Annotated in this window: 20 protein-coding genes and 2 pseudogenes; 8 read left to right on the plus strand and 14 right to left on the minus strand. The window is 67.8% G+C overall.

What is annotated here, in order from left to right:
- From OXS27_RS07215 to lptF, 3 genes are all read right to left on the minus strand, one after another.
- Positions 1–186, minus strand: a 186-nt coding sequence (locus OXS27_RS07215) for a hypothetical protein (RefSeq protein ID WP_267355341.1), incomplete at its 3' end; no start/stop codon positions are given.
- A 77-nt stretch (positions 187–263) separates the two neighbouring features.
- Positions 264–1,352, minus strand: coding sequence for an LPS export ABC transporter permease LptG (lptG, locus tag OXS27_RS07220; protein ID WP_243917131.1), 1,089 nt, complete (start codon positions 1,350–1,352; stop codon positions 264–266).
- Between the two features lie 7 nt (positions 1,353–1,359).
- On the minus strand, positions 1,360–2,520 hold the full coding sequence (lptF, locus tag OXS27_RS07225; RefSeq protein ID WP_267355342.1) for an LPS export ABC transporter permease LptF: 1,161 nt from the start codon (positions 2,518–2,520) through the stop codon (positions 1,360–1,362).
- Positions 2,521–2,731: 211 nt separating this feature from the next.
- Here lptF and OXS27_RS07230 point away from each other — a divergent pair, with 211 nt between their 5' ends.
- The 4 genes from OXS27_RS07230 (at position 2,732) to msrP (ending at position 7,948) form a co-directional block, all read left to right on the plus strand.
- The gene (locus OXS27_RS07230) at positions 2,732–4,243 is read left to right on the plus strand and encodes a leucyl aminopeptidase (RefSeq protein ID WP_267355343.1); all 1,512 of its coding nucleotides are present in this window, start codon (positions 2,732–2,734) and stop codon (positions 4,241–4,243) included.
- A 34-nt stretch (positions 4,244–4,277) separates the two neighbouring features.
- Positions 4,278–5,009, plus strand: a complete 732-nt coding sequence (locus tag OXS27_RS07235) for a hypothetical protein (protein ID WP_267355344.1) — start codon at positions 4,278–4,280, stop codon at positions 5,007–5,009.
- 150 nt (positions 5,010–5,159) lie between these two features.
- A complete protein-coding gene (locus tag OXS27_RS07240; protein WP_267355503.1) occupies positions 5,160–6,866 on the plus strand; it encodes an AMP-binding protein in 1,707 nt (568 codons plus the stop codon).
- Positions 6,867–6,994: 128 nt separating this feature from the next.
- Positions 6,995–7,948, plus strand: a complete 954-nt coding sequence (gene msrP, locus OXS27_RS07245; protein ID WP_243917117.1) for a protein-methionine-sulfoxide reductase catalytic subunit MsrP — start codon at positions 6,995–6,997, stop codon at positions 7,946–7,948.
- A gap of 28 nt (positions 7,949–7,976) precedes the next feature.
- Here the strand turns inward: msrP and OXS27_RS07250 are convergent, their stop codons facing one another.
- From OXS27_RS07250 to carB, 7 genes are all read right to left on the minus strand, one after another.
- Positions 7,977–8,243 (minus strand): YARHG domain-containing protein, encoded by a 267-nt coding sequence (locus OXS27_RS07250; RefSeq protein ID WP_267355345.1) that lies wholly within the window; start codon positions 8,241–8,243, stop codon positions 7,977–7,979.
- A gap of 41 nt (positions 8,244–8,284) precedes the next feature.
- The gene (locus OXS27_RS07255) at positions 8,285–9,175 is read right to left on the minus strand and encodes a LysR family transcriptional regulator (RefSeq protein WP_243917114.1); all 891 of its coding nucleotides are present in this window, start codon (positions 9,173–9,175) and stop codon (positions 8,285–8,287) included.
- 276 nt (positions 9,176–9,451) lie between these two features.
- Positions 9,452–10,432, minus strand: a complete 981-nt coding sequence (gene trxB / locus OXS27_RS07260) for a thioredoxin-disulfide reductase (protein WP_243917112.1) — start codon at positions 10,430–10,432, stop codon at positions 9,452–9,454.
- Between the two features lie 12 nt (positions 10,433–10,444).
- Positions 10,445–11,494: a mitochondrial fission ELM1 family protein gene (locus tag OXS27_RS07265; protein ID WP_267355346.1), complete on the minus strand. Its 1,050-nt coding sequence runs from the start codon at positions 11,492–11,494 to the stop codon at positions 10,445–10,447.
- Positions 11,495–11,765: 271 nt separating this feature from the next.
- A complete protein-coding gene (locus tag OXS27_RS07270; protein WP_267355347.1) occupies positions 11,766–12,266 on the minus strand; it encodes a hypothetical protein in 501 nt (166 codons plus the stop codon).
- Between the two features lie 4 nt (positions 12,267–12,270).
- Complete coding sequence (greA, locus tag OXS27_RS07275) at positions 12,271–12,747, minus strand: transcription elongation factor GreA (protein WP_243917246.1); 477 nt, start codon at positions 12,745–12,747, stop codon at positions 12,271–12,273.
- A 90-nt stretch (positions 12,748–12,837) separates the two neighbouring features.
- A complete protein-coding gene (carB, locus tag OXS27_RS07280; protein ID WP_243917106.1) occupies positions 12,838–16,311 on the minus strand; it encodes a carbamoyl-phosphate synthase large subunit in 3,474 nt (1,157 codons plus the stop codon).
- Positions 16,312–16,618: 307 nt separating this feature from the next.
- Here carB and OXS27_RS07285 point away from each other — a divergent pair.
- Positions 16,619–17,049 (plus strand): annotated as a pseudogene (locus tag OXS27_RS07285) (pseudoazurin).
- A gap of 30 nt (positions 17,050–17,079) precedes the next feature.
- Here the strand turns inward: OXS27_RS07285 and OXS27_RS07290 are convergent.
- Entirely contained in the window at positions 17,080–17,457 is a 378-nt protein-coding gene (locus OXS27_RS07290) for a hypothetical protein (RefSeq protein ID WP_243917242.1), read from the minus strand.
- A gap of 144 nt (positions 17,458–17,601) precedes the next feature.
- Positions 17,602–18,834, minus strand: a complete 1,233-nt coding sequence (gene carA / locus OXS27_RS07295; RefSeq protein WP_243917104.1) for a glutamine-hydrolyzing carbamoyl-phosphate synthase small subunit — start codon at positions 18,832–18,834, stop codon at positions 17,602–17,604.
- Positions 18,835–19,045: 211 nt separating this feature from the next.
- On the opposite strand from carA, the gene OXS27_RS07300 reads away from it, so the two are divergent.
- Positions 19,046–19,507: a GatB/YqeY domain-containing protein gene (locus OXS27_RS07300; RefSeq protein ID WP_267355348.1), complete on the plus strand. Its 462-nt coding sequence runs from the start codon at positions 19,046–19,048 to the stop codon at positions 19,505–19,507.
- A gap of 6 nt (positions 19,508–19,513) precedes the next feature.
- Here the strand turns inward: OXS27_RS07300 and OXS27_RS07305 are convergent, their stop codons facing one another.
- Together OXS27_RS07305 and OXS27_RS07310 are read right to left on the minus strand one after the other, a co-directional pair.
- Positions 19,514–19,771, minus strand: coding sequence for a BrnA antitoxin family protein (locus tag OXS27_RS07305; protein ID WP_267355349.1), 258 nt, complete (start codon positions 19,769–19,771; stop codon positions 19,514–19,516).
- Between the two features lie 13 nt (positions 19,772–19,784).
- A pseudogene (locus OXS27_RS07310) lies at positions 19,785–20,030 on the minus strand (BrnT family toxin); the annotation flags it as partial.
- A 246-nt stretch (positions 20,031–20,276) separates the two neighbouring features.
- Between OXS27_RS07310 and dnaG the strand changes: the two are divergent.
- Together dnaG and rpoD are read left to right on the plus strand one after the other, a co-directional pair.
- On the plus strand, positions 20,277–22,166 hold the full coding sequence (dnaG, locus tag OXS27_RS07315; protein ID WP_267355350.1) for a DNA primase: 1,890 nt from the start codon (positions 20,277–20,279) through the stop codon (positions 22,164–22,166).
- Positions 22,167–22,376: 210 nt separating this feature from the next.
- A complete protein-coding gene (gene rpoD, locus OXS27_RS07320) occupies positions 22,377–24,365 on the plus strand; it encodes an RNA polymerase sigma factor RpoD (protein WP_243917091.1) in 1,989 nt (662 codons plus the stop codon).
- Positions 24,366–24,374 lie beyond the last annotated feature (9 nt).

Genomic DNA, 24,374 nt, shown 5'->3' on the forward strand with positions numbered 1-24,374 from the left:
CACCGTGCTGTGGTCGTTGTCGTAGATCAGCTCGTCGGCCTCGACCAACAGCTTGTCGCCGGGCTTGCCGGTCCTGAGCTCCGGCAGGCCTTGCGCGTGCGCCGACAGGCCACCCGCCAGCGGCGCGGCGAGCGCCAGCATGAACAGGAGACCCGCCTTCCGCAGGATGTCGGCGACCTTACGCAACGCGTGTCCCAACCCCTGTGACGTCAACCGCCACCAACCCCACCACCGGTCTCCCTGCCCACGCGTGACCGCGAGCGTCAGCCGTCTTCCTGGTACAGAAGCGTGAGCGTACCGAGAAGACTGCCTACCACGGCGGGGAACCAGGCCGCCACCGGTGCGGCGACGAGACCGGACGCTCCGAGCCCCTCCATGACCTGTCGGATCACGTAGAGGGCGAAGCCGGCCGCGACGCCTCCGAGGACGAGTTTGCCAACACCACCAAAGCGGAAGAACCGTAAGGAAACGGTTGCAGCGACGATCACCATCGCAACGAAGAGGATGGGTCTTGCCCACAGGACATCGTACTGGAGGCGGTATCGGGTGGCATCCAAACCGGCCCGCTCGGTCCGTGCGATCGTTGTGGGGAGTTGCCAGAAAGGCACAGATTCCGGGGGTGTGAAGCGCTGCCGGACCTGCCCGGGGTCGAGATTCGAGGCGATCAGGTAGGTGTCGAACGACTCAGGCGGCGCGTCCGGTGTGAGAACGCGCACATCGGTCAGCTCCCAATAGCCGTCGTGGAGCGTGGCGTGGGCGGCCACCAGCTGGTCCACGAACTTGCCCGACGCGTCGAACGCGAAGACCGAAACGCCCGACAGGATCGTGGTGCCCTCGATCGCGGTCTCGGCGCGCAGGATCGCCTCGCCGTCGACGCCCCTCTGGCGGATCCAGAGATCCTTGCCGGAACTCGCCTTCGTGGCCTTGGCGAAGATCTTCGCCTCGATCTCGGTGGAGCGCTGCTTCAGCATCGCCGAGACCGGGTTGTAGATCCCGACCGCCGCCGCACCCAGGGCCAGCGCCACGAAGATCCCGGGCTGCAGGAACTGCCACGCCGAGATGCCGGCCGCCCGGGCCACCACCAGCTCCAGCTTGCGCGAGAGTTGGAGCAGGGCCGCCATCGAGCCGAACAGGACCGCGAAGGGCAGCACGCCCTCGGCCACCGCGGGGGTCCGGTAGAGGGAGAGCTGCGCCATCAGCCCGGTGGAGGCGCCCTGGGTCTCGCCGGCGCGGCGCAACAGCTCCACGAAATCGAGGGTGTAGACCAGCGCGAAAACGGTAACGAAGACGCCGAGCACCGTACGAGCGAAGCGGGCGGCGAAGTAGCGCCCCAGAGTTGGGCCGATGAACATGGCCGGGTCAGGTCGCCGGCGCGAGACGGCGGCCGGGCAGGAGATCCCGCAGCCCTCGCGCCACCGCAGCGTTGAACGCCCGCACCCGGGGCCCGAAGAAGATCACGAGACAGGACAGGCCGATGGCGAGCAGCGGCACGCCGTAGACCGCCGCCACCGCCGCCTGGCTGCGCGCCGCAGCACTGACCGCCGCGAAGCCCGCGATGCGCAACCCCACCACCGCGAGGATCGCCCCCGCGATGGCGAGCCCGCGCCCCTGCCGGGTGGTGCGGGGGTCGCCGAGCGCCGCGAACGCGATGAAGGCGAATGCCAGCGGGTACAGGCAGGCGGAGAGCCGGTCGTGCAGCTCGGCCCGGAAGCGGCCCTTCTGCAGCTTGTAGTAGCCCTCGCTCGCATCGGGGAACAGGAGCTGCGTGGTCGAGCGCTCGCGCGGCTTGTAGATCGTGTCGGCATCCGGGGGCGCGAAGGCCGCGAGGTCGATCGTGTAGCGCTCGAAGGTCAGGATCGAGGAATCGCGCGAGTCCGTCTGTTGCTGATGGACGCTGCCATTCTCCAGGATCAAGTAGCTCTGCCCGTCGATATCGACGGCGTTGCCCCGGTCGGCGAGGTAGACCTTGGTCTTGCCGGCCTCGCGGCGGTCCTGAATGAACAGGCCCTTGAGGGTGCCCCCGGGTCCGCGCTCGCGGAAATGGAAGGTGATGCCGTTGTCGAGCTGGGTGAACTGCCCCTCCTTGACGACGTTGGCGATGAAGTCGCCGCGCACCCGGGTGATGACGTCGCGCAGCTCCTGAAAGCTCGCCGGCATCACGACGACCACCAGGAACCCGATCACGAAGCTGACGATCACCGCGAGCCTGCGGAACGGGCGCAGGAGCGCCCGGGGCGGCATGCCGGCCGCCGACATCACGATCAGCTCGGAATCGCCGTTGAGCTTGTTGAGGGCGTAGATCGTGCCGATGAACAGGGCCACCGGGGCGATCACGACGATCAGCGTCGGCAGTGACAATCCCGTGACGAACAGGAAGACGAGCAGCGTCTGCCCCTTCGCGGTCACGAGGTCGAGCTCGCGCAGGGCCTGCGTCAGCCAGATGGTGCCGGTCAGCCCGATCAGGCAGGCCAAGGTGGCGCCCAGGGCGATCCGGAAGATGTAGCGCTCGATCTGCCTCATCGGCCCGGCAGTTCCGCTCGTTCCTTCGCACCCTCACCGCGGGATGACCCGACAAAAGGGGCGATTCGAGGGCTTTCGCGCCGCGTTGCGTTCTTCGTCTCAGCGGCTACACAGGGCGGATGGCCTGTGCGGGCACCGCGCGGCCTCGGGGTGCGGCTCCGGACAAGCGGGCCAAGGGGCGGCACGAGTAGCGGCAGGGATGGCGGCGGGTATGGCGGACGGTATCGAGATCGGTTTCGGTCCCCTGGAGTCGAGCGGGCCGGGCCCGGGTGGATCCGGCGATCTCGTCGTTTTCGTCGGCGACGACTTGGCCCTCGGATCAGCGGCCCGGGAGATCATCGGTGCGTCCGGCGCCGATCTCGTCACCCGCGCGGCCGCCTCGGAAAAGTTCAAGGGCCGCTCGCTCAGCGCGATGAGCCTGCCGGCGCCCGCGGGCGTCTCGGCGGATCGCCTCGTGGTCGTGGGACTCGGCTCCGACAAGGACCGCGCCAAGACCGACTGGCCGGCGCTCGGCGGCTTCACGGCCGGCAAGGTCTCGGGCCGCACCGCCCGCGTGGTGCTCGACTGGCCGGGCGCGACGGTGTCGGCCCGCGAGGCCGGCGAGTTCGCCCTGGGTGCGCGCCTGCGCAGCTACACCTTCGACCGCTACAAGACCAAGAAGAAGCCCGATGCCGAGGACAAGGCCGGGACGTCGTTGACCCTGCTGCTCGCCGACCATGCCACGGCCTCCGGCGAGGGGGAGGGCGCCCGGACGCTCGCCGACAGCGTGATCCTGGCACGCAACCTCGTGAACGAGCCGCCGAACGTGCTCTTCCCCGAGGAGTTCGCCAAGCGCGCCTCGGAACTCGACAAGCTCGGCGTCGAGATCGAGGTGCTGGAGCCCGCCCGGATGCGCGAGCTCGGCATGGGCGCGCTGCTCGCGGTGGCGCAGGGCTCCGTCCGTGAGCCGCGGATCGTGATCATGCGCTGGAACGGCGGCGCCGCCGGCGAGGCACCCGTAGCCCTGATCGGCAAGGGCGTGATCTTCGATTCCGGCGGCATCTCGATCAAGCCGGGCGGCGGCATGGAGGACATGAAGGGCGACATGGGCGGCGCGGCCGCGGTGGTCGGGGCGCTCCACGCCCTCGCGTCGCGGAAGGCGCGAGCCAATGTGATCGGCGCCATCGGCATCGTCGAGAACATGCCGGATGGCGGCGCCTACCGCCCGTCCGACATCATCACCTCCATGTCCGGCCAGACCATCGAGGTCATCAACACCGATGCCGAGGGCCGGCTCGTGCTCGCCGACGTGATCACCCACGTGGTCCGCAGCTACAAGCCGAAGGCGATGGTGGACCTCGCGACGCTGACCGGGGCGATCATCGTGGCTCTGGGCCAGGACATCGCCGGAATGTTCTCGAACGACGACACGCTGGCGGGCAACATTCATGCGGCGGGCGAGGCCACGGGCGAGAAGGTCTGGCGGATGCCGCTGATCCCCGCCTACGACAAGGCGATCGACTCCAAGTTCGCCGACATGAAGAACACCGGCGGCCGTCACGGCGGCGCGGCGACGGCGGCCTCGTTCATCAAGCGCTACGTCGAGGAGGTGCCGTGGGCGCATCTCGACATCGCGGGCGTGGCGATGTCGTCCAATGCCAGCGAGATCAACCGCAGCTGGGGTGCCGGCTGGGGCGTGCGCCTGCTCGACCGGCTGGTGCGGGACCATTACGAGGCGAAGTAGGCTTAAGGCGCAGATCGGCGGCGTGGAGCCGAGCATGAGGCCTGCGCCGCCGACAGCGATTGATCCGGCCGGCGTGGCTCCGGCTGCCGGGCGACGTACCGGCACGCGGTGGCTGGCGGCCCTCGGGCCGATCCTGGCCATGCTGCTCGCCCTGGTCCTCATCGCGGCGACCGGTCTCAGCCAACGCTCGGCGATGCCGGAGGCGGTCGAACCCTGGGTGTTCGGGTATTTCGCCGGGCGCTACCCGCTCTTCGTCTTCGCCCTCGTCTACGGGCTCGCCCATCTCGCCCGCGTGGCCGCAGGGCCGGGGCCAGCCTCGATCCCGCGGCGCATTGCGTTCGGCCTCTTGGGCGCGGCGGTCCTGCTGCTGGCGGGGCTCTATCCGACCTTCGGCGGCGTGATCCTGCGCGCCGGCTTCGCCACCGGCGGGATGGCATTCCTGACCCACCAGCCCCTGTGGCTGGCCTACGCGCTCGGAGCCGGCGTGGCGGCGGCCCTGTTCGGCGGCATTCTCGGCTTGTTCGCCATCGTGGCGAATCGCCCGCTGCGACCGCGACTCAGGCGGTTCGGCGCGGGGGCACTCGCCTTCCTGGCGCTCTGGTTCGGCGCGGCCGTGATCGGTCTGTCCGGCACGCTCGGCCTCGGCCCCTGGCCGCTCAGGGCGCTGCGCATCGGCGAAGTTGGCTTGGCGGCCCTGCTTCTGGCCGTCGCCGCCCTGCCGCACGCTGCGTTGACGACACTGCGCCGGCTTCGTCCGGCCTCCTGAGCGCACCGCCTTGCGAGGCGCGCGCCGTTCCCGCAGAGTCAGCCCGTTCCGCGTTGAGGGACTCGGCCGTCGAGAGCCGGGCCCGGGGGAGGCTTCACGATGCATGAGGCGAACGTGATCGATCACGGCGCGCAGGCGCTGCCGTCCAGAATGATGCCGCATTCACCGGCCGGCGACGAAGCGGCGCGGCCCTGGCTGGCGTCGTATCCCCCGAGCGTACCGGCCGAGATCGATCTGGCGCGACTCGGCACCCTGGTCGACCTGTTCGAGACCAGCGCGGCGACCTTCTCGGACCGCCCGGCGATGCTGTGCTTCGGCTCGGCCATGACCTACGCCACGCTGAGCCAGCAGGCGCGCGACCTCGCCGCGTGGCTTGAGGCGGAAGGCTTGGCCAAGGGCGACCGCGTCGCCATCATGCTGCCGAACGTGCCGGCCTACGCGGTGGCGATCTTCGGCGTCCTGCTGGCGGGCGGGACGGTCGTGAACACCAATCCCCTCTACACGCCCCGGGAACTCACGCAGCAGCTCAACGATTCCGGCGCGCGGATCCTGATCGTCCTGGAGAATTTCGGCGCCACGGTCGCGTCCGCCCTGCCGGATCTCACACTGAAACGCGTCGTCCTGGTCGGACCCGGGGATGGACTCGGCCTGAAGGGCCGCGTGATCAACCTCGCCAGCCGGCACGTGCGCAAGGCGGTGCCGCCGTTCCGGCTGCCGGAGGGGCTCGCACTGCCCTTCGCCGCACTGCTCCGCCAGGGCCGCGCGCTGCCCCGGGCCACGGCCAAGGTCGGCCCGGAGGACCTGGCGTTCCTGCAATACACGGGTGGCACCACGGGCATCGCCAAGGCGGCGATGCTGAGCCACCGCAACATCATGGCGAATGTCGAGCAGTCGCAGCTCTGGTTCGACTCGAAGGATCCGACCATCGAGCGCTGCGCCGTCACGGCGCTGCCGCTCTACCACATCTTCGCGCTGACCGCGTGCTTCTTCCAGTTCATGCGCAGCGGCGGATCGTGCCTGCTGATCCCCAACCCGCGCGACTGCGACGGGATGGTCAAGACGCTGAGCCGCTATCGCTTCACCTGTCTGATGGGCGTCAACACGCTATTCAACGTGCTGATCAACCACCCGCAAATCGGCACGGTGGACTTCTCGCACCTCGATTTCGTGGTCGGCGGCGGAACGGCGGTCCAGCGTGCCGTGGCCGAGCGTTGGAAGGCGCTCACCGGCAACACGATCATCGAGGGCTACGGCCTGTCGGAAACGTCTCCGGTCGTCTGCGTCAACCCGCGGGGGATGCGCGAATTTTCCGGTACGATCGGCTTCCCGCTGCCCTCCACCGAAGTCTCGATCCGCGACGCGGCCGGCGAGCCGGTCCCGCCCGGGCAGCCGGGGGAGATCTGCGTGCGCGGCCCCCAGGTGATGTGCGGCTACTGGAACCGGGCGGACGAGACGGCCCGTGCCATGACGGCGGACGGTTTCTTCCGCACCGGCGACGTCGCGATCATGTTGCCGGACGGCCAGTTCAAGATCGTCGACCGGATGAAGGACATGATCCTCGTCTCCGGCTTCAACGTCTATCCGAACGAGGTGGAAGAGGTGCTCGCGGCCCATCCCGGCGTGCTCGAATGCGCGGTGGTCGGCAAGCCGAATGCGGAGACCGGTGAGATGGTGGTGGCCCACGTGGTGCTGAAGGATCCGTCCCTCGCGCCCGATGCGATCCGGGCCCATGCACGCACGCAGCTCACCGGCTACAAGGTCCCGCGCCAGATCGTACTCCACGAGGCCCTGCCCAAGACCAACGTCGGCAAGGTGCTGCGGCGGGTGCTGCGGGACGAGACGCCGGGGGCCGGATGACGACCCGCGACGCCTGGACGCGTAACCGCCCGGCCGCGCTCGCCGAAAGGTGAGGCTGCGGCGCTTGCAGCCCTGTCGGCCTGGGCCGATCTGTGAGTTGTAGGCGCGGGAAACGCGAAGAGGCGGCGATGTTGATCAAGCGCAAACGCGGCTGGGAGATCCCGGAGCATCTCGTCACCCCGGAATCCCTGTTCCTCAATCGGCGCGCGCTGATCGGCGGTGCGGCCGGGCTCGCCGCCGGCTCACTCCTCGGTGGCCGAACCGCCCTGGCGGCCGCGGGCGACCCGTCGCTCTATCCGGCGCCGCAGAACCCTGCCTACACCCTCGACCGGCCGGTGACGTCCGAACGGTTCAGCGGCGACTACAACAACTTCTACGAGTTCGGCACGTCCAAGACCGTGCTGCCGGCCGCGAACGCGCTCAAGACCCAGCCCTGGATTCTGAAGATCGACGGGCTGGTCGAGAAGCCGTTCGAGATCGGCGTGGACGATCTCATCCGGAAGGTCGGTCTGGAGGAGCGGCTGTACCGCCACCGCTGCGTCGAGGCGTGGTCGATGGCGGTGCCGTGGACCGGCTTCCCGCTCGCGAAGCTGGTGGCGCTGGCCAAGCCGACGTCGGGGGCGAAGTACATCCGCTTCGAGACCTTCATGGACAAGGCGATGGCCCCGGGCCAGCGCGCCTTCTACTACCCCTGGCCTTACACCGAAGGCCTGACGCTGGCCGAGGCTGGGAACGACCTCGCCTTCGTGGTGACGGGGGTCTACGGCAAGCCGCTGCCCAACCAGTTCGGCGCGCCGATCCGCATCGCGGTGCCGTGGAAGTACGGCTTCAAATCGGCGAAATCGATCGTGAAGGTGTCCTTCACGGCCGATCGGCCGAAGACCTTCTGGGAGGGTCTGCAGGCGTCCGAGTACGGTTTCTGGGCCAACGTGAACCCGGCCGTGCCGCATCCGCGCTGGAGCCAGGCGACCGAGCGCGTACTCGGCACCGACCAGCGCGTGCCGACACTGATCTATAACGGCTACGGCGAGCAGGTCGCTGGGCTCTACAAGGGCCTGGAGGGCGAGCGGCTGTTCGTCTGACCCCTTCCGCTTCGTCCGCACTCCCGCCTCAGGGCGGACAGGCGTTGGCGCGCTCGAAGGCCTGCAGCTGGGCGGCCGTCTGCTGCTCCGAGCGCGACAGACGCACGTCCCGCATCGCGTCGTAGCGGCAATCGGCATTTCCGAAGGTCCGGATCGTCCGCTCCGTGCGGAAGCAATAGCCTGCCTGCTTGTAGATCAGGTTGCGCTGATACCAAGCTTCTTGGCAGTCATCCGCCCGCACGCTCGTGGTCAGGCACAGGACTACCGGGATCGCAGCCAACAACACGTTGCGCATCGATTGCCTCCCGTCTCGCGGGAGGCAATAGCCGTCCGACCTCAATAGGTCCAGCGCTGCGCCTTCGATACGAGGAAGTCGCGGAATGCCTGGACCCGGGCGACCGACCGCATCTCCTCGGCGTAAACGAGGTAGCTCTCCAGGCTCGGCATCTCGGTCTCGCGCAGGACCTGCACAAGCTGCTGGTCGCCATCCACCGCGTAGTCGGGCAGGATTCCGATGCCCGCGCCGGCCTCCATCGCACGCTGCAGCGCGCCGATATTGTTCACCGTCAGATGGACCTGGCGCCTCTCTCGGCCTTCCCGGCCAGCATCGGCCAGCCAATGGGCGGCGAGCAGGTAGGACGGCTCATTGCCGCCGAACGAGACGAGGCGGTGATCGTCGAGATCGTCGACCGATTTGGGCTCGCCGAAGCGCTTGACGTAATCCTGGCTCGCGAAGGCGTGGTAGTGGACGGTGAATAAGCGCCGCTGGATCAGGTCGGGCTGGGCCGGGCGGCGCATGCGAATCGCCACGTCGGCCTCGCGCATGGCGAGATCCAACTCCTCGTTGGTGAGGATCAGTTCGATCCGCACGTCCGGGTAGAGATCAAGGAATTCACCGACCCGCTGGGACAACCAGGAGGTGCCGAGGCCCACCGTCGTGGTCACCTTGAGATCGCCGGTCGGCCGCTCGGCGGTCTCGACGAGACGGGCTCGGGTGTTTTCCAGCCGCAGCTTCATGTCCCGGGCAGCCCGGAACAGCAGGTCGCCCTGCTCGGTGAGGAGGAGGCCCCGTGCGTGGCGATGGAACAGCGGTGCCTTCAGCTCGCGCTCCAGGGCACTGATCTGACGGCTGACTGCTGACTGGCTGAGCCCGATATCGTCACCCGCCTTGGTGAAGCTGCCCGCCTCGGCGACGTTCAGGAAGATCCGGATCTTGTCCCAGTCCAAGGCGAGAATCCCTACCAGCGCAAGCCCGCTCTCGGTGCCCGAACGCGGCGGACACGTGGCGTAGCGGGCGGATCACCGGGCGAGCTGCGCGGCGCCGACGGTTGAGAAACACGCGCGGCGTCGCGCGGGTATGCGTGAGATGCATCCCGGCGCAGTCGATACTCCTATGCGCACGGCGCATGGTCGAGCGCAAGCGCATGGATCAGGAATCTCGTGCAAGACCGCGCTTCCGCAGCACAATCACAGCCGCACGTGGCGTTACCGGGGAATGTTGGCCTACTCGGCCGCCGCAGCCTGGACAGGATTCTCGCCGATCTCGAGGTTTGCCAGGAATTTTTCCGCCTCCAGCGCGGCCATGCAGCCCATGCCGGCGGCCGTAATCGCCTGCCGGTAGACGTCATCCGTCACATCGCCCGCCGCGTAAACGCCGGGAATGTCGGTTTCCGTGGTGCCGGGCTTGACGGTCAGGTAACCGCCGTGGCGCATCGGCAGCTGCCCCTCGAAGATCGCGGTCGCCGGCTGGTGGCCGATCGCCACGAACACCCCGTCCGCCTTAACCTCGCTGATTTCGCCGGAGCGCGGGTCCTTCAGACGGACATGGGTGACGCCCGGCGCAGGCTTCAGCGCGCCGCAGATCTCGGCGATCTCACGGTGCCAGAGCACCTCCACGTTCGGGTGCTTGAACAGGCGCTCCTGCAGGATCCGCTCGGCCCGGAACGCATCGCGGCGGTGGACCACCGTGACCTTGCTGGCGATGTTGGCGAGATAGAGCGCCTCCTCGACCGCGGTGTTGCCGCCGCCCACCACCACGACCTCCTTGCCGCGAAAGAAGAAGCCGTCACAGGTGGCGCAGGCCGAGACGCCGCCGCCCTGGAAGGTCGCCTCGGAGGGGATCCCGAGCCATTTGGCCTGGGCACCGGTGGCGATGATCAGCGCGTCGCACGAATAGGTCTCGCCCGAATCGGCCTCCAACCGGAACGGCCGCTGCTTCAGATCGACCTTCGTGATGTACTCGGAGACGATCCGGGTGCCGACATGCTCGGCCTGAAGCCGCATCTGCTCCATCAGCCACGGTCCCTGGATCGCCTCGGCAAAGCCCGGATAGTTCTCGACATCCGTGGTGATCATGAGCTGGCCACCCGGCTGAAAGCCCGAGATCAGCAGCGGCTCGACCATGGCGCGCGCCGCGTAGATCGCCGCCGTATAGCCGGCCGGCCCCGAGCCGATGATCACCAGCTTGGCGTGGGTATGGGCCATCTCTCGGTCTCCTCAGGCGTGGTCGGCCGTGCGGTGCGCAGCATAGGCGGTCGCAAGCGCCTGCGCGATCACCGGCGTCGCGTCGATGGGCTTGTACGACAGATCCACCAACTGACCGGTGAACGGCCGCAGGGCTCCGGCGATCGCCAGCCCGGCGAACATCCGCCGATGCCGGATATAGGTACGCGGCAGGTCGAACAGCAGAACCGGCGCGCCGGTGGCCACGGCCTCGCTCACCATATTGGCCGAATCGGAAGTGACCACGATCGCCTCGGCCAGGGCCAGCATGGCGACGTAGGGATTCTCGCCGGTCCCGTCCCAGAGGAAGCCGCCGGTCTCCGCGGTCAGCGCCTTCACGGCATTCCGCAGCGGATCGGGGGTCCGGCGGGAGATCGTCACCATCAACCGGCACCCCTTGTCGACCAGCGAGCGCAGGTCGCCGACGAGGCGGACCATATCGGTCTTGCGGTAGCTCAGGTGGCGGCTGTCACCGCCGACCAGGACGGCCACCCGTGGCCGGTCGAGCTGGGCGAGGCGTGGGTCGGGCCGGGCGCGGGCGGCGGCGAGGCGCGCTGCCGTCACGAGATGCGGTGCCGTCAGCGTGGTGAAGACGTTCGGACCGCGCAGGTCGTCGTAATCCGGGACCCAGATGAAGTCGGCGCTGTCCTCGCCGGTGCGCGGATCCTTGAGAAAAGCCGTGAAGGTGCGCCCGCCTGTGGCGCGCCGCACCGCGCGCAGGTAGGGCACCGACCTGCGCCCGGAGGCGATCAGGATGTCGGGATAGGGGCCCGCGAGGGCACCGGCCCTGCGCCGGGGGCCCTCCCGCGGATCGATAGGGCCCCAAGGCGCCATCCAGCCGAACGGCCCGGAGGCCGGAACCTGCCGGATTTCGAAGGCAACGCCCAATGTCTCGGCGATTCCGACGCACTGGTTCTCGTCGCCTGCCTTGCCGTCCGTAACGATCCAAGCGCGGGCGCGGGCCAGTTCGGGCAGCGGTTCGGACCGTGCATCCGGGCGGTTGCCCGAAGCAGGATTCGCCTCCGTGACGTCAGTGCTTGCCATGCGCCTTGCTCGAAAAACCCGCTCTGCTCCGCTGCCGAGCCCGACCGTCAGGACACGGCATTTAGCGATCGGCCCATCGGCCCCATCCATCCCCCCATCCTGAGGTGCCCACGTCACGGGGCTCGAACGAGGGCTTGCGGGATCGCACCGCCTATAGCGACGGCCTCTGCACTTCCGGACGAATGAAGGGGATAGAACCCCCTCCTGCAACACATGCCGCGCCGACGGATCAGCGCGTCGTCTCCAACGCGAAAACGTTGGCGGAGCATTCTCACTCCTTCGGCAGATCCCGTGCGAGCCACTGGGCGTAGATGTCGGCGATCGCCGCCAGCCGGCGCCCGTCGAAGTCTGGATCATACCACGCGCCGCCGTAGCTCGACGGCGTTGCGGTCATCTGCGGGTGCCGGCCGAGGATCTGCCCCTTCGGCCCGACGAGCAGCGCCTCGCCCTCGAGATAATCGGTCTGGAAATTACCGCCCAAGCCCGGCCGTCCGCCACTGCCGGCAAAAGGCCGCAGCGACAGGCCGCTCAGCACCACGATGAGCCGCGGTCCGCGCCCGCCGATCCGGCCCGCAAAAGTCTTGCGCAGGGCCTCGGTCAGGTCGGCCGACAGCGCCTCCGCCTGCAGGCCCGCCCCCTTGTCGATCAGAGGCCGGACGTCGACGCGGATATCGGAGAACCGGGCGGTCGCCGGAAAGTCGTCTGCCGCCGCGGAGCCCGCGACGGCGCAGAGGATCAGGCCGGCAAGCCAGCCCGGGGAACGCGCAAGCATGCGCTCAGCCGCCGAACCGGACGGCAACGACCTCGTAGGACTTGCCGCCGCCGGGCGTGGTCACCTCGACGGTGTCGCCCACGCCCTTGCCGATCAGCGCACGGGCGATCGGCGACGTGATCGAGACCCGGCCAGAGCGCACGTCGGCCTCCGGCTCGCCAACGATCTGGTAGGTCTTCTCCTCCTCCGTGTCCTCGTCGACGAGTTTCACGGTGGCGCCGAACTTGATCTTGTCGCCCGAGAGCTTCGAGACATCGATCACCTCGGCGCGCGCGATCATGCTCTCCAGCTCCATGACGCGGCCCTCGTTGTGGGACTGCGCCTCCTTGGCGGCATGATACTCGGCGTTTTCCGACAGATCGCCCAGCGCCCGCGCTTCCGCAATCGCCTGGATGATGCGCTGGCGCTCCACCTGCTGACGGTGCTTCAGCTCCTCTTCGAGGGCTGCGAGCCCGCCCACCGTGATCGGAACTTTGTCTATCGCCATCGTCTCGCGCCACAATGAAGAGGCCCGGCCGAGAGTGTAGCACTCCCTCCGGGCCACGAGATTAAGTCGGCGGAACCCTGAGGCTCAGGCCGCGAAGTATTCCTGCAAGGCACGGACCTTGAGATCGCCTTCTAAGTAGGCCTTGATCCCCTCGGCCGCAGCCATCGCGCCAGCTAGAGTGGTGTAATACGGCACCTTATGCAAGAGGGCCGCACGCCGGAGCGAGCGCGAGTCCGATAAGGCGCCGGCGCCCTCGGTTGTGTTGAAGACGAGGTGGATCCCGCCGTTCTTGATGGCATCGACCACGTGCGGCCGGCCTTCGAGCACCTTGTTGATCCGCTCGGTCGGAACGCCGTTCTCCACGAGGTAGCGCTGGGTGCCACCGGTCGCCACGATCGTGAAACCGAGATCCGACAGGAGCTGCATGGTCGGCAGGATGCGCTGCTTGTCGGCGTCGCGCACCGAGACGAACACCGAGCCGGCCTTCGGCACCTGGGTCCCGGAGCCGAGCTGGCTCTTGGCGAAGGCGACGCCGAAGCTTGCATCGAGCCCGATCACCTCGCCGGTGGAGCGCATCTCCGGCCCGAGCAGCACGTCGACCCCGGGGAAGCGCGCGAAGGGGAACACGGCCTCCTTCACGGCGATATGCGTCAGGGTTTTCGGCTTGAGCCCGAAGCTCGCCAAGGGCTCGCCCGCCATGATCCGCGACGCGATCTTGGCGATCGGCTCGCCGATGACCTTGGCGACGAACGGCACCGTGCGCGAGGCGCGGGGGTTCACCTCGAGCACGTAGATGAGGCCGTCCTTGATGGCGTACTGCACGTTCATCAGGCCGACGACGTTGAGGGCCAGCGCCATCGCCTTCGTCTGCCGCTCCAGCTCGTCCATGATCTCGGGTGAGAGCGAGCGCGGCGGCAGCGAGCAGGCCGAGTCGCCGGAATGGATGCCAGCCTCCTCGATGTGCTCCATGATGCCGGCGATGAACACGTCCTTGCCGTCGCAGACCGCGTCGACATCGATCTCGACCGCGTCCGACAGGTAGCGGTCGAACAGGAGCGGGTTCTTGCCCAGCACCGTGTTGATCTGGCCGGTCTTGTCGTTCGGGTAGCGGGCCTTCACCTCGGAGGGGATCAGGCTGGGCAGCGTGTCGAGCAGGTAGTCGGCGAACTGCGCCTCGTCGCGGATGATCGCCATGGCACGCCCGCCGAGCACGTAGCTCGGGCGCACCACGAAGGGCAGGCCGAGATCGGCCGCGACCAGTCGGCTCTGCTCCACCGAGTAGGCGATGCCGTTCTTCGGCTGCTTCATGCCGAGCTTGTCGAGGAGGCGCTTGAACTGGTCGCGGTCCTCGGCGAGGTCGATCGCGTCGGGCGAGGTGCCCAGGATCGGCACGCCGGCGGTTTCCAGCGCCCGGGCGAGCTTCAGCGGGGTCTGGCCGCCGAACTGCACGATCACCCCGTGCAGGGTGCCAGCCTGGCGCTCGGTCTCGATGATCTCCAAGACGTCTTCGGCGGTCAGCGGCTCGAAATAGAGCCGGTCCGAGGTGTCGTAGTCGGTCGAGACCGTCTCCGGGTTACAGTTGACCATGATGGTCTCGTAGCCCGCATCCGCCAGCGCGTAGCAGGCGTGGCAGCAGCAATAATCGAACTCGATGCCTTGGCCGATCCGGTTCGGGCCGCCGCCCAGGATGATGACCTTCTTGGCGTCGCTCGGGAACGCCTCGTCGGCCACCGTGCCGGCGAAGGGCGCCACGTAGGTCGAGTACATGTAGGCGGTGGGCGACTTGAACTCGGCCGCGCAGGTGTCGATCCGCTTGAACACCGGGCGCACGGCGAGTGCGCGACGGGCCGCCGTGACCGCAGCCTCCTCGGTCTTGGCCAGCACGGCGAGGCGGGCATCCGAGAAACCGGCGGCCTTGAGCTGGCGGAAGGCGCCCGGGGTCTTCGGCAGACCGTGGGCCCGCACCCGGTTCTCCAAGTCGATGATCGCCTGGAGCTGCTCCAGGAACCACGGGTCGATCTTACAGGAGGCGTAGACTTGCTCGTGGCTGACGCCCAGCCGCAGGGCCTGGGCGACCTTCAGCAGCCGATCCGGGGTCGGGGTGCCGATGGCGGCCTTGATGGCGTTGTGGTCGTCGCCCTTGCCCAGCCCCTCGATCTCGATGTCGTCGAGGCCGGTCAGGCCGGTCTCCAGGGAACGCAGCGCTTTCTGCAGCGATTCCGCGAAGCACCGGCCGATCGCCATGGCCTCACCCACCGACTTCATGGCGGTGGTCAGCGTCGGCTCGGCGCCAGGGAATTTCTCGAAGGCGAAGCGCGGAATCTTGGTGACGACGTAGTCGATCGTCGGCTCGAACGAGGCCGGGGTCGCGCCGCCGGTGATGTCGTTGGCGATCTCGTCCAGCGTGTAGCCGACCGCGAGCTTGGCGGCGACCTTGGCGATCGGGAAGCCGGTCGCCTTCGAGGCCAGCGCCGAGGAGCGCGAGACGCGCGGATTCATCTCGATCACGATCATGCGCCCGTTCTCGGGGTTGATCGCGAATTGGACGTTCGAACCGCCCGTCTCGACGCCGATCTCGCGGAGCACCGCCAGCGATGCGTCGCGCATCACTTGGTATTCCTTATCGGTGAGCGTCAGCGCGGGGGCAACGGTGATCGAGTCCCCGGTATGGACGCCCATCGGATCGATGTTCTCGATGGAGCAGACGATGATGCAGTTGTCGTTCTTATCGCGAACGACCTCCATCTCGTACTCCTTCCACCCGAGCACGCTCTCCTCGATCAGCACCTCGTTGGTCGGCGACGCGTCGATGCCGCGCTCGACGATGTCCAGGAACTCCTCGCGGTTGTACGCGATGCCGCCGCCGGTGCCGCCCATGGTGAAGGACGGGCGGATGATCGCCGGCAGGCCGACCTCGGCCAGCGCGATCAGCGCCTGCCCGATGGCGTGCTCGCCGTAGCGCTTGCGCCGGTCGGACTCGCCCGCCATCCAGCTCTTCTCGAAGGCCTTCAACGCGGCTTGGCGCGCCTCCGGATCCGCGTCGACGGCCTCAATGCGCGCGACCTCGGCGAGGTATTTTTCGCGGTCGGCCTTCTTGGCCGCCGAGGCGTTGGCCAGCGCCGATTTCGGGGTGTCGAGCCCGATCTTGGTCATGGCGTCGCGGAACAGGCTCCGATCCTCGGCCTTGTCGATCGCTTCGGCGGTGGCGCCGATCATCTGCACGCCGTACTTGGCGAGCACACCCATCTTCTGGAGCGACAGGGCGCAGTTCAGCGCCGTCTGGCCGCCCATGGTCGGCAGGATCGCGTCGGGGCGCTCCTTCTCGATGATCTTGGCGACGATCTCGGGCGTGATCGGCTCGACATAGGTCGCGTCCGCCATGTCGGGATCGGTCATGATCGTGGCGGGGTTCGAATTGACCAGGACGATGCGGTAGCCCTCCTCACGGAGCGCCTTGCAGGCCTGAGTTCCGGAATAGTCGAACTCACAGGCCTGTCCGATGATGATCGGACCCGCACCAATGATCAGGATCGAGGAGATGTCGGTGCGTTTGGGCATCGGAGGCCTTCTCAGGCCAAGCGCGCCCGATCGGGCAAGGCTGATTTCAGCCGTGCTCCCGGACGCACGTGGCGGGAATGTCGTTGAGCCCCGCGTTAACACGGGCCGTCCACGCTTTGGAAGGCCGGGTCGGATTTACACCCCACGCGCGCACAAGACGCGTCAGGCTGCCGTCGGCGCATCGTTTTTGAATATTTCTAACTTTATCTCCGGATGACGTGATTGCTTGCGAGTGGTCGACGCGGCCCATATGGCTTCAGCGATCGTCATTCCCGTCGATCGACATCATGATCATTCGAGATTGACAATGATCAGGGCATCCATCGGAGCCGTAGCCGCGCTGATCGGCTCGATCTTGGGAGCGAGCGCCGCGGAGATCGTCGTGAAGACCTTGAACAGCGGCCCTGGCGGGATGATGGTCTTCGATCCCGGTTACGTGAAGATTCAGCCTGGTGACGCAATTCGCTTCGTGCCAGCCGACAAGGGCCACAACGCCGAACTCATCAAAGGCATGGCCCCCGAGGGTGCGCCGGGCTTCGAAACCGTGGTGGGGAAGGAGGAGGCCGTGACTTTCGACAAGCCCGGCCTGTACGGCTTCAAATGCGCGGCGACATCATGGGCCTGGTCGGCCTGATCCAGGTCGGCGACAAGCCGGAGAACCTGGAGGCCGCCAAGGCCGACCCGCACGGCAAGCTCGCCGCCAAACGGTTCGAGCCGCTGTTCGAGAAGGTGCAGTAACCCGTTCGGGGCGGCAGATGCCGCCCTGTCTCAGAAGCCGGCGTAGAGGGCGGCCACGGCCCGGTCGATCGAGAGGTAGAACACCCCGAAGGCCACCAAAGCGGCGGCGGCGAACTCGACGGCGACGTTGGAGAGCGTCTGCGCACGGCGCAGGGCCTCACGGCCGAAATACAGCGACACCCAGGCCAGGGCGAGGACGGCAGGCAGGACAAAGAGGTACGACACCGTGCTCTCGACGCGGTCGAGGCCGCCGGTCGGATCGATCAGCGCGCGGATGTTGCGCACCCACGGAGCGTAGAAGGCAGCGGTGAGGGCGGTCAGCCAGGACAGGCCGACGGCGACGCCGAGATGCAACGTGAAGGTGCGGTGCAGGCGGGAGAAATCGTCGCGCGCCTCGTCGATGGTCATCCGGCATTCCCCAGTGACGGGCCGCTGCCGGTCAGCGCGGATGCGCTGCCGTTCGAGGGCCGTCATGGGTCGTCTTAAAGCCGGTCAATTCGGCGGATTTTATGGCCCCGGCGGGGCCCGAATGGGATACCGCCGGGCTGCCGATCAGGCCTTTGCCGCCGCCTCCGGCTCGCCGGAGCGCATCAGCGTCACGAATCGCTCGAACAGGTAGTGGCTGTCGCGCGGGCCGGGCGAGGCCTCCGGGTGGTGCTGGACCGAGAAGGCGGGCCGGTCTGTGAGCGTCAGGCCGCAATTCGACCCGTCGAACAGCGAGACGTGGGTCTCGACCGCGGTCTGCGGCAGGCTCGTTGGATCCACCGCGAAGCCGTGGTTCATCGAGACGATCTCGACCTTGCCGGTGGTCTTGTCCTTCACCGGATGGTTCGCGCCGTGATGGCCCTGGCCCATCTTCACGGTCCGCCCGCCGAGCGCCAGGCCCATCAGCTGGTGGCCGAGGCAGATGCCGAAGGTCGGCACCTTCTCGTCGAGCAGCTTGCGGATCACCGGAACCGCGTAGGCGCCGGTCGCCGCCGGGTCACCGGGACCGTTCGACAGGAACACGCCGTCTGGCTTCATCGCCAAAATCTCGTCCGCCGGGGTGGTGGCCGGCACCACCGTGACGTCGCAGCCGGCCTGGGCCAGCAACCGCAGGATGTTGCGCTTCACGCCGTAATCGATCGCCACGACCTTCAGGCCCTCGCCGGCGGCGCGCTTGCCGTAGCCGTTGCCCAGCGCCCAGACGGTCTCCGACCATTCGGACGGCGCCCGGCTCGTCACCGGCGGCACGAGGTCGAGCCCTTCCATCGGCGCGAGCGCGGCGGCCCGGGCCTTCAGGGCCTCCCGGTCGAACCGGCCCTCCGGGTCGTTGGCGATCACGGCGTTCGGCATGCCCTGGTCGCGGATGCGGGCGGTGAGCGCGCGGGTGTCGACGCCGGTGATCCCGACGATGCCGCGGGCCTTGAGCCATCCGTCCAGATGCGAAGAGGAGCGCCAGCTCGACGGCTTCGTCACCGCCGAGGCGATCACCGTGCCGCGTACACCGGAGGCCGGGGCCGCATCCAGGCTCTCCAAATCCTCGTCGTTGGTGCCGACATTGCCGATATGCGGGAAGGTGAAGGTGACGATCTGCCCGGCATAGGACGGGTCGGTCAGAATCTCCTGATAGCCGGTCATCGCCGTGTTGAAGCAGACCTCGCCGTCGGCGATACCGGTCTGCCCGATGCCGAATCCCTCTAGGATGGTCCCGTCGGCCAAAACCAGCAGGGCCGTGGCGACCGGCTCGGCCCAGGGCTCGGGCGCCGTGGCGTCTGGGGCGTGCGCGGCAGCGTCTTGCAGCATGGGGTGAGTCTCGCTTATGTCCGGCCGAAGGCGAGCACCGTGTTGCGGCGCTCTCGGCTTGCGGCATGATCGTGTGCGGCGCTCTTAGCGAGCGGCCCGCGATGGGGTCAATGTGGCTCCGCCCGCCGCTGGGCTCAATGTCTGCTCAATACAGGGCAGATCCGCAAATTGCAGGCCAGCCCCTCGTTTCGACCTTTGGAAGGCTCATCAGATGCTGCGCGCCCGCTTAACCACCGAAATGAAGGAGGCCATGAAGGCTGGCGACAAGGAGCGGCTGGCGACCGTCCGGATGATCCAGGCGGCCCTGAAGGACCGGGACATCGAGGCTCGCGGCAACGGCAAGGATCCGATCTCCGAAGACGAGATCCTGTCGCTGCTTCAGAAAATGATCAAGCAACGCACCGAATCGGCCAGCGTCTACGAGCAGGGCGGTCGCCCGGAACTCGCCGCCAACGAGCGCGCCGAGATCGCGATCATCGAGAGCTTCCTGCCGAAGCAGATGGACGAAGCCGAGATGACGGCGGCGATCGAGGCTGCAATCGCCGAGACCGGCGCCGCCGGCCCGAAGGACATGGGCAAGGTGATCGCCGCCCTGAAGGGCGCCCATGCCGGCCGAATGGATTTCGGCAAGGCGAGCGGCCTGGTGAAGGCCGCGCTCGCCGCGAAGGGGTGACGGCGCTCAAGTCTCGCCTGCATTTCGGGCCCTGACATAGCTCCGCAGCACCGCGTTGATCCGACTTTGGTAACCGCCGCCGCCATCCTTGAAATAGTCGAGGATGTCGGCGTCCAGCCGAATGGAGACGGCGACCTTGCGCGCCGGGACCACGATCTCGGCGCGCGACCAATCGATATCGAGCGGCGCGGCATCGGGATCGTCTGCGACCGCCGTCGCGATCTCCGCGTCACTCAGCGCGGAGATCCGCGCCGGATTGGTCACACCGGGCTGGCGCTCAGGCACCGACGCGCGCCGCGAAGATCTGTCTTTCATTTCGCCTCGCTGCTCTCGCGGAGATGATCCGCACGATACCTGCCCGGTCGGTCCACACGACGGCGATGACGCTTTCGGCGATCCGACCGAGGCTGACCATCCGAACCTCATCGTTCCGGATCGTCTTGGTTGTCAGGTGCGGTCCATCGAAGATGCCGATCGCGTCGCGGAAATCGATACCGTGCTTCTCGAGATTGGTGGCTCGCTTGCTCTGGTCCCAGGTGAACCCGTCACGCGGCGTATCCTAGACCAAACTCGAATCACCGTCGATACAGATGTATATACATCGGCGGGCCTCCGGAGCGCCGACCCACGGTTGCCGTGGCGTGGCGGTGACCGGTACGCGCACTTCTCAACGCAATCCCCCAGCGATACCTTTTCACGACGGCGGCGTTGAGACTCGGACACGTCCGGCGCGCTATGATCGGCGATCCCGCAACCCCTCCCAGGCCCCGTGCGCTATCCGCCCCACATTCTGGAAGAGATCCGCGCCCGGCTGCCGGCCTCCGCCGTGGTCGGGCGGCGGGTGCAGCTCAAGAAGGCCGGCCGCGAGTGGCGCGGCCTGTCGCCGTTCAACGCCGAGAAGACCCCGTCCTTCTACGTGAACGACCAGAAGCAGTTCTACCACTGCTTCTCCTCGTCCAAGCACGGCGACATCTTCACCTTCCTGATGGAGACGGAGGGTCTCAGCTTCCCCGAGGCGGTCGAGCGGCTGGCCGGGGAAGCTGGCGTCAGCCTGCCCGCTCCCACCGAGGACAACCGTATCGCAGAGACCAAGCGGGCCGGCGCCATCGAGGTGATGGAGATGGCCGCCCGCTGGTTCGAGGACCAGCTTCAATCCGGGAAGGGCAGCGAGGCCCGCGCCTACCTCGAACGCCGGGCCCTTGGCCGCGAAACCCAGCAAAAATTCCGGCTCGGCTACGCGCCGAACGACCGCTACGCCCTGCGCGATCATCTCGCCGGGCAGGGGGTCGAGAAGGATTTGATGCTCGAGATGGGCCTTCTGGCGACCGGGGAGGGCGTCTCGGTCCCGTACGATTATTTTCGCGACCGGGTGATGTTCCCGATCACCGACACGCGCGGCCGGGTCGTGGCCTTCGGCGGGCGAGCGCTGTCCAAGGAGGTGCGTGCCAAGTACCTGAACTCACCTGAGACGCCGCTCTTCCACAAGGGTCGGACGCTCTACAACCTGCACGGCGCCCGTAAGGCCGCGCATGATCATGGCTCGATCATCGCGGTCGAGGGCTATGTCGACGTCATCGCCATGACGTTGGCCGGCCACCCCGAGACGGTGGCGCCGCTCGGCACGGCGCTGACCGAGGAGCAGCTCGGCCTGCTCTGGCGCCACGCCGACGAGCCGATCCTGTGCTTCGACGGCGACAAGGCCGGCCAGCGGGCCGCCTTCCGCGCGCTCGACATCGCCCTGCCGCTCCTCGAACCGGGCCGCTCGCTGCGAATCGCGCTGCTCCCCGGCGGTCAGGATCCCGACGATCTGCTGCGCTCGGGCGGGGCTGGCGCGATCGATCAGGTGCTGAACGCGGCGCTTCCGCTCTCGGAGCTTCTCTGGCGTCGCGCGGTCGAGGCCGGTCCGATCGACACCCCCGAGCGGCGTGCCGGCCTGACCCAGACCCTGCGCACGACCGTCGCGACGATCCGCGACGAGACCGTGCGGCGCTACTATCGTGACGACATCGAGGAACGGCTGCGCGGCCTGTCGCCCCGCGGCGCGCGTGCGGCCGGGCCGGCGCCCCGCGGGCGAACCCGCTTCGTCCGCCCCGGCGAGCCGGTTTCGCCACGGATCACCGGCAGCCCGAGCGCATCCATGACGGCCTCGGCGGGCTTCATCGGTGCGGCGCCGGTCCGCGAGGCGGTGATCGTGGGGACGCTTCTCGCGCATCCCGAGATGCTCGGCGAGTTCGCCGAAGAGATCGCCGAACTGGATTTCGAGGATCCGGACGCGCGGGCGCTTCTGTCGGTGCTTCTTGCAAGCGCGGCCGAAGATCCGCACACGGAGCCCGCCGTGTTGCAAAATCGCATCAGTCGTGCCGGACTTACGGCGGCCTCCGAGCGGATCCTGACGCTGGGGCGCTCGCGAGACCGCTTGACCCTTGCGCCCCATGCCGATCCTGCGCACCGCGCAGACGCGCTCCGACAGGCGATGATCTTGCACCGGCAGGCAGGAGCGCTACATAGCGAACTTCGCGAAGCACGGCAGGCGTTTGAGAACGATCCGACCGATGCCGGATGGGCATGGCTCTGCGAGGTGAAGGCGAGGCTGGAGACCGTCATCGCCGCCGAGGCTGAGGCCGACAAGCCGGAGTCGAGCGACTCGACGGCTGCCTGACGGCCGTGTCATGGCGGTATGGGCTGGCGGTAGCGACAGGGGGCGGCCCGTCATAGTTAACAATCGGTCAAGCCTCAGGCTTGCATACGGATACCGACGACTCAAGGCGACGGAGCGATCCGGCGCCGATCCCGTACCGCGGCGTCGCTGGCGTGGACCGGCCTCTCAAGGGCCTCCGCAGCGCCCCGCCCACGAAACAATAGGCTGATCATGGCGACGAAGGCAACGGAACGGGACGAGACGGACGCTGCCCCCGAGCAGCAGACCGACGGGCCGCTCCTCGACCTGACGGATGCTTCGGTCAAGCGGATGGTGAAGCTCGCCAAGAAGCGCGGCTACGTCACGTACGAAGAGGTCAACGAGGTACTGCCTGAGGGCCAGTCCGATCCGGACCAGCTCGAGGACGTGCTGTCGCAGCTGTCCGAGATGGGCATCAACGTCGTCGAAGCCGAGGAGACCGACGAGGCCGCCACCGGCGAGAAGGCGGCCGAGGGCGAGGAGGAGGAGGCCGAGGGCGGCGAGGTCGCCGAGGTCGCCCCGGCGCGCGCGGTCACGGTCGCCACGACCACCAAGGAGCCGACCGACCGCACCGACGATCCGGTGCGCATGTACCTGCGCGAGATGGGCTCGGTGGAGCTCCTGTCCCGCGAGGGCGAGATCGCGATCGCCAAGCGCATCGAGGCCGGCCGCGAGGCGATGATCGCCGGCTTGTGCGAAAGCCCGCTGACCTTCCAGGCGATCATCATCTGGCGGGACGAGCTCGTGGAGGGCAAGGTCCTCCTGCGCGACATCATCGATCTGGAGGCGACCTACGCGGGTCCGGACGGCAAGAACGCCCCGCAGATCGCCGAGGGCGAGGGTGAGGAAGCCGAGGACGCCGAGGCGCCGGTACCCCCGGAGGGCGGTGACGACGAGGACGATCTCGAGAACAACGTCTCGCTCGCCGCCATGGAGGCCGAGATCAAGCCGCGGGTCCTCGAGACCTTCGATGCGATCGCGGCGAACTACCGGAAGCTGCGCAAGTTCCAGGCCGAGGGCACCGAGCGCAAGGCGACGGGTGGGCAGAACACGCCGGCCCAGAACCAGAAGCAGGGCGAGCTGAAGGACATCGTCGTCGCCGACGTGAAGTCGCTGTCGCTCAACAACAACCGGATCGAGGCGCTGGTCGGCCAGCTCTACTCGATCAACAAGCAGCTGATCGGCCACGAGGGCCGGCTGATGCGGTTTGCCGAGAGCCACGGCGTCGCCCGCGACGAGTTCCTGCGCCACTACCAGGGCTACGAGCTCGATCCGAACTGGATGGAGCGCGTCGGCACCCTAGGCGGCAAGGGCTGGAAGAACCTGGTCGAGAAGGGCTCGAAGCAGGTGACGGAACTGCGCGCGCAGATCCTCGACCTCGCCTCCGAGACCGGTTTGGAGATCGGCGAGTACCGCCGTATCGTCAACATGGTCCAGAAGGGCGAGCGCGAGGCCCGGCAGGCCAAGAAGGAGATGATCGAGGCGAATTTGCGCCTCGTGATCTCGATCGCCAAGAAGTACACGAACCGCGGCCTGCAGTTCCTGGACCTGATCCAGGAGGGCAACATCGGCCTGATGAAGGCCGTGGACAAGTTCGAGTACCGCCGCGGCTACAAGTTCTCGACCTACGCCACGTGGTGGATCCGGCAGGCGATCACGCGCTCGATCGCCGATCAGGCGCGCACGATCCGCATCCCGGTGCACATGATCGAGACGATCAACAAGATCGTCCGGACGTCGCGCCAGATGCTGCACGAGATCGGCCGCGAGCCGACTCCGGAGGAGCTGGCCGAGAAGCTGGCCATGCCGCTGGAGAAGGTCCGCAAGGTCCTGAAGATCGCCAAGGAGCCGATCTCCTTGGAGACGCCCATCGGCGACGAGGAGGACAGCCACCTCGGCGACTTCATCGAGGACAAGAACGTCGTCCTGCCGATCGACGCGGCGATCCAGAGCAATCTTCGCGAGACGACGACGCGCGTGCTCGCATCGTTGACCCCGCGCGAAGAACGCGTGCTGCGCATGCGCTTCGGCATCGGCATGAACACCGACCACACCCTCGAAGAGGTCGGCCAGCAATTCTCGGTGACCCGCGAGCGCATCCGCCAGATCGAGGCGAAGGCCCTGCGCAAGCTGAAGCACCCCTCACGCAGCCGGAAGCTGAGGAGCTTCCTGGACAACTGAGCCCCCGCC

The sequence above is a fragment of the Methylobacterium sp. GC_Met_3 genome, assembly GCF_026540775.1.
GTDB lineage: Bacteria > Pseudomonadota > Alphaproteobacteria > Rhizobiales > Beijerinckiaceae > Methylobacterium.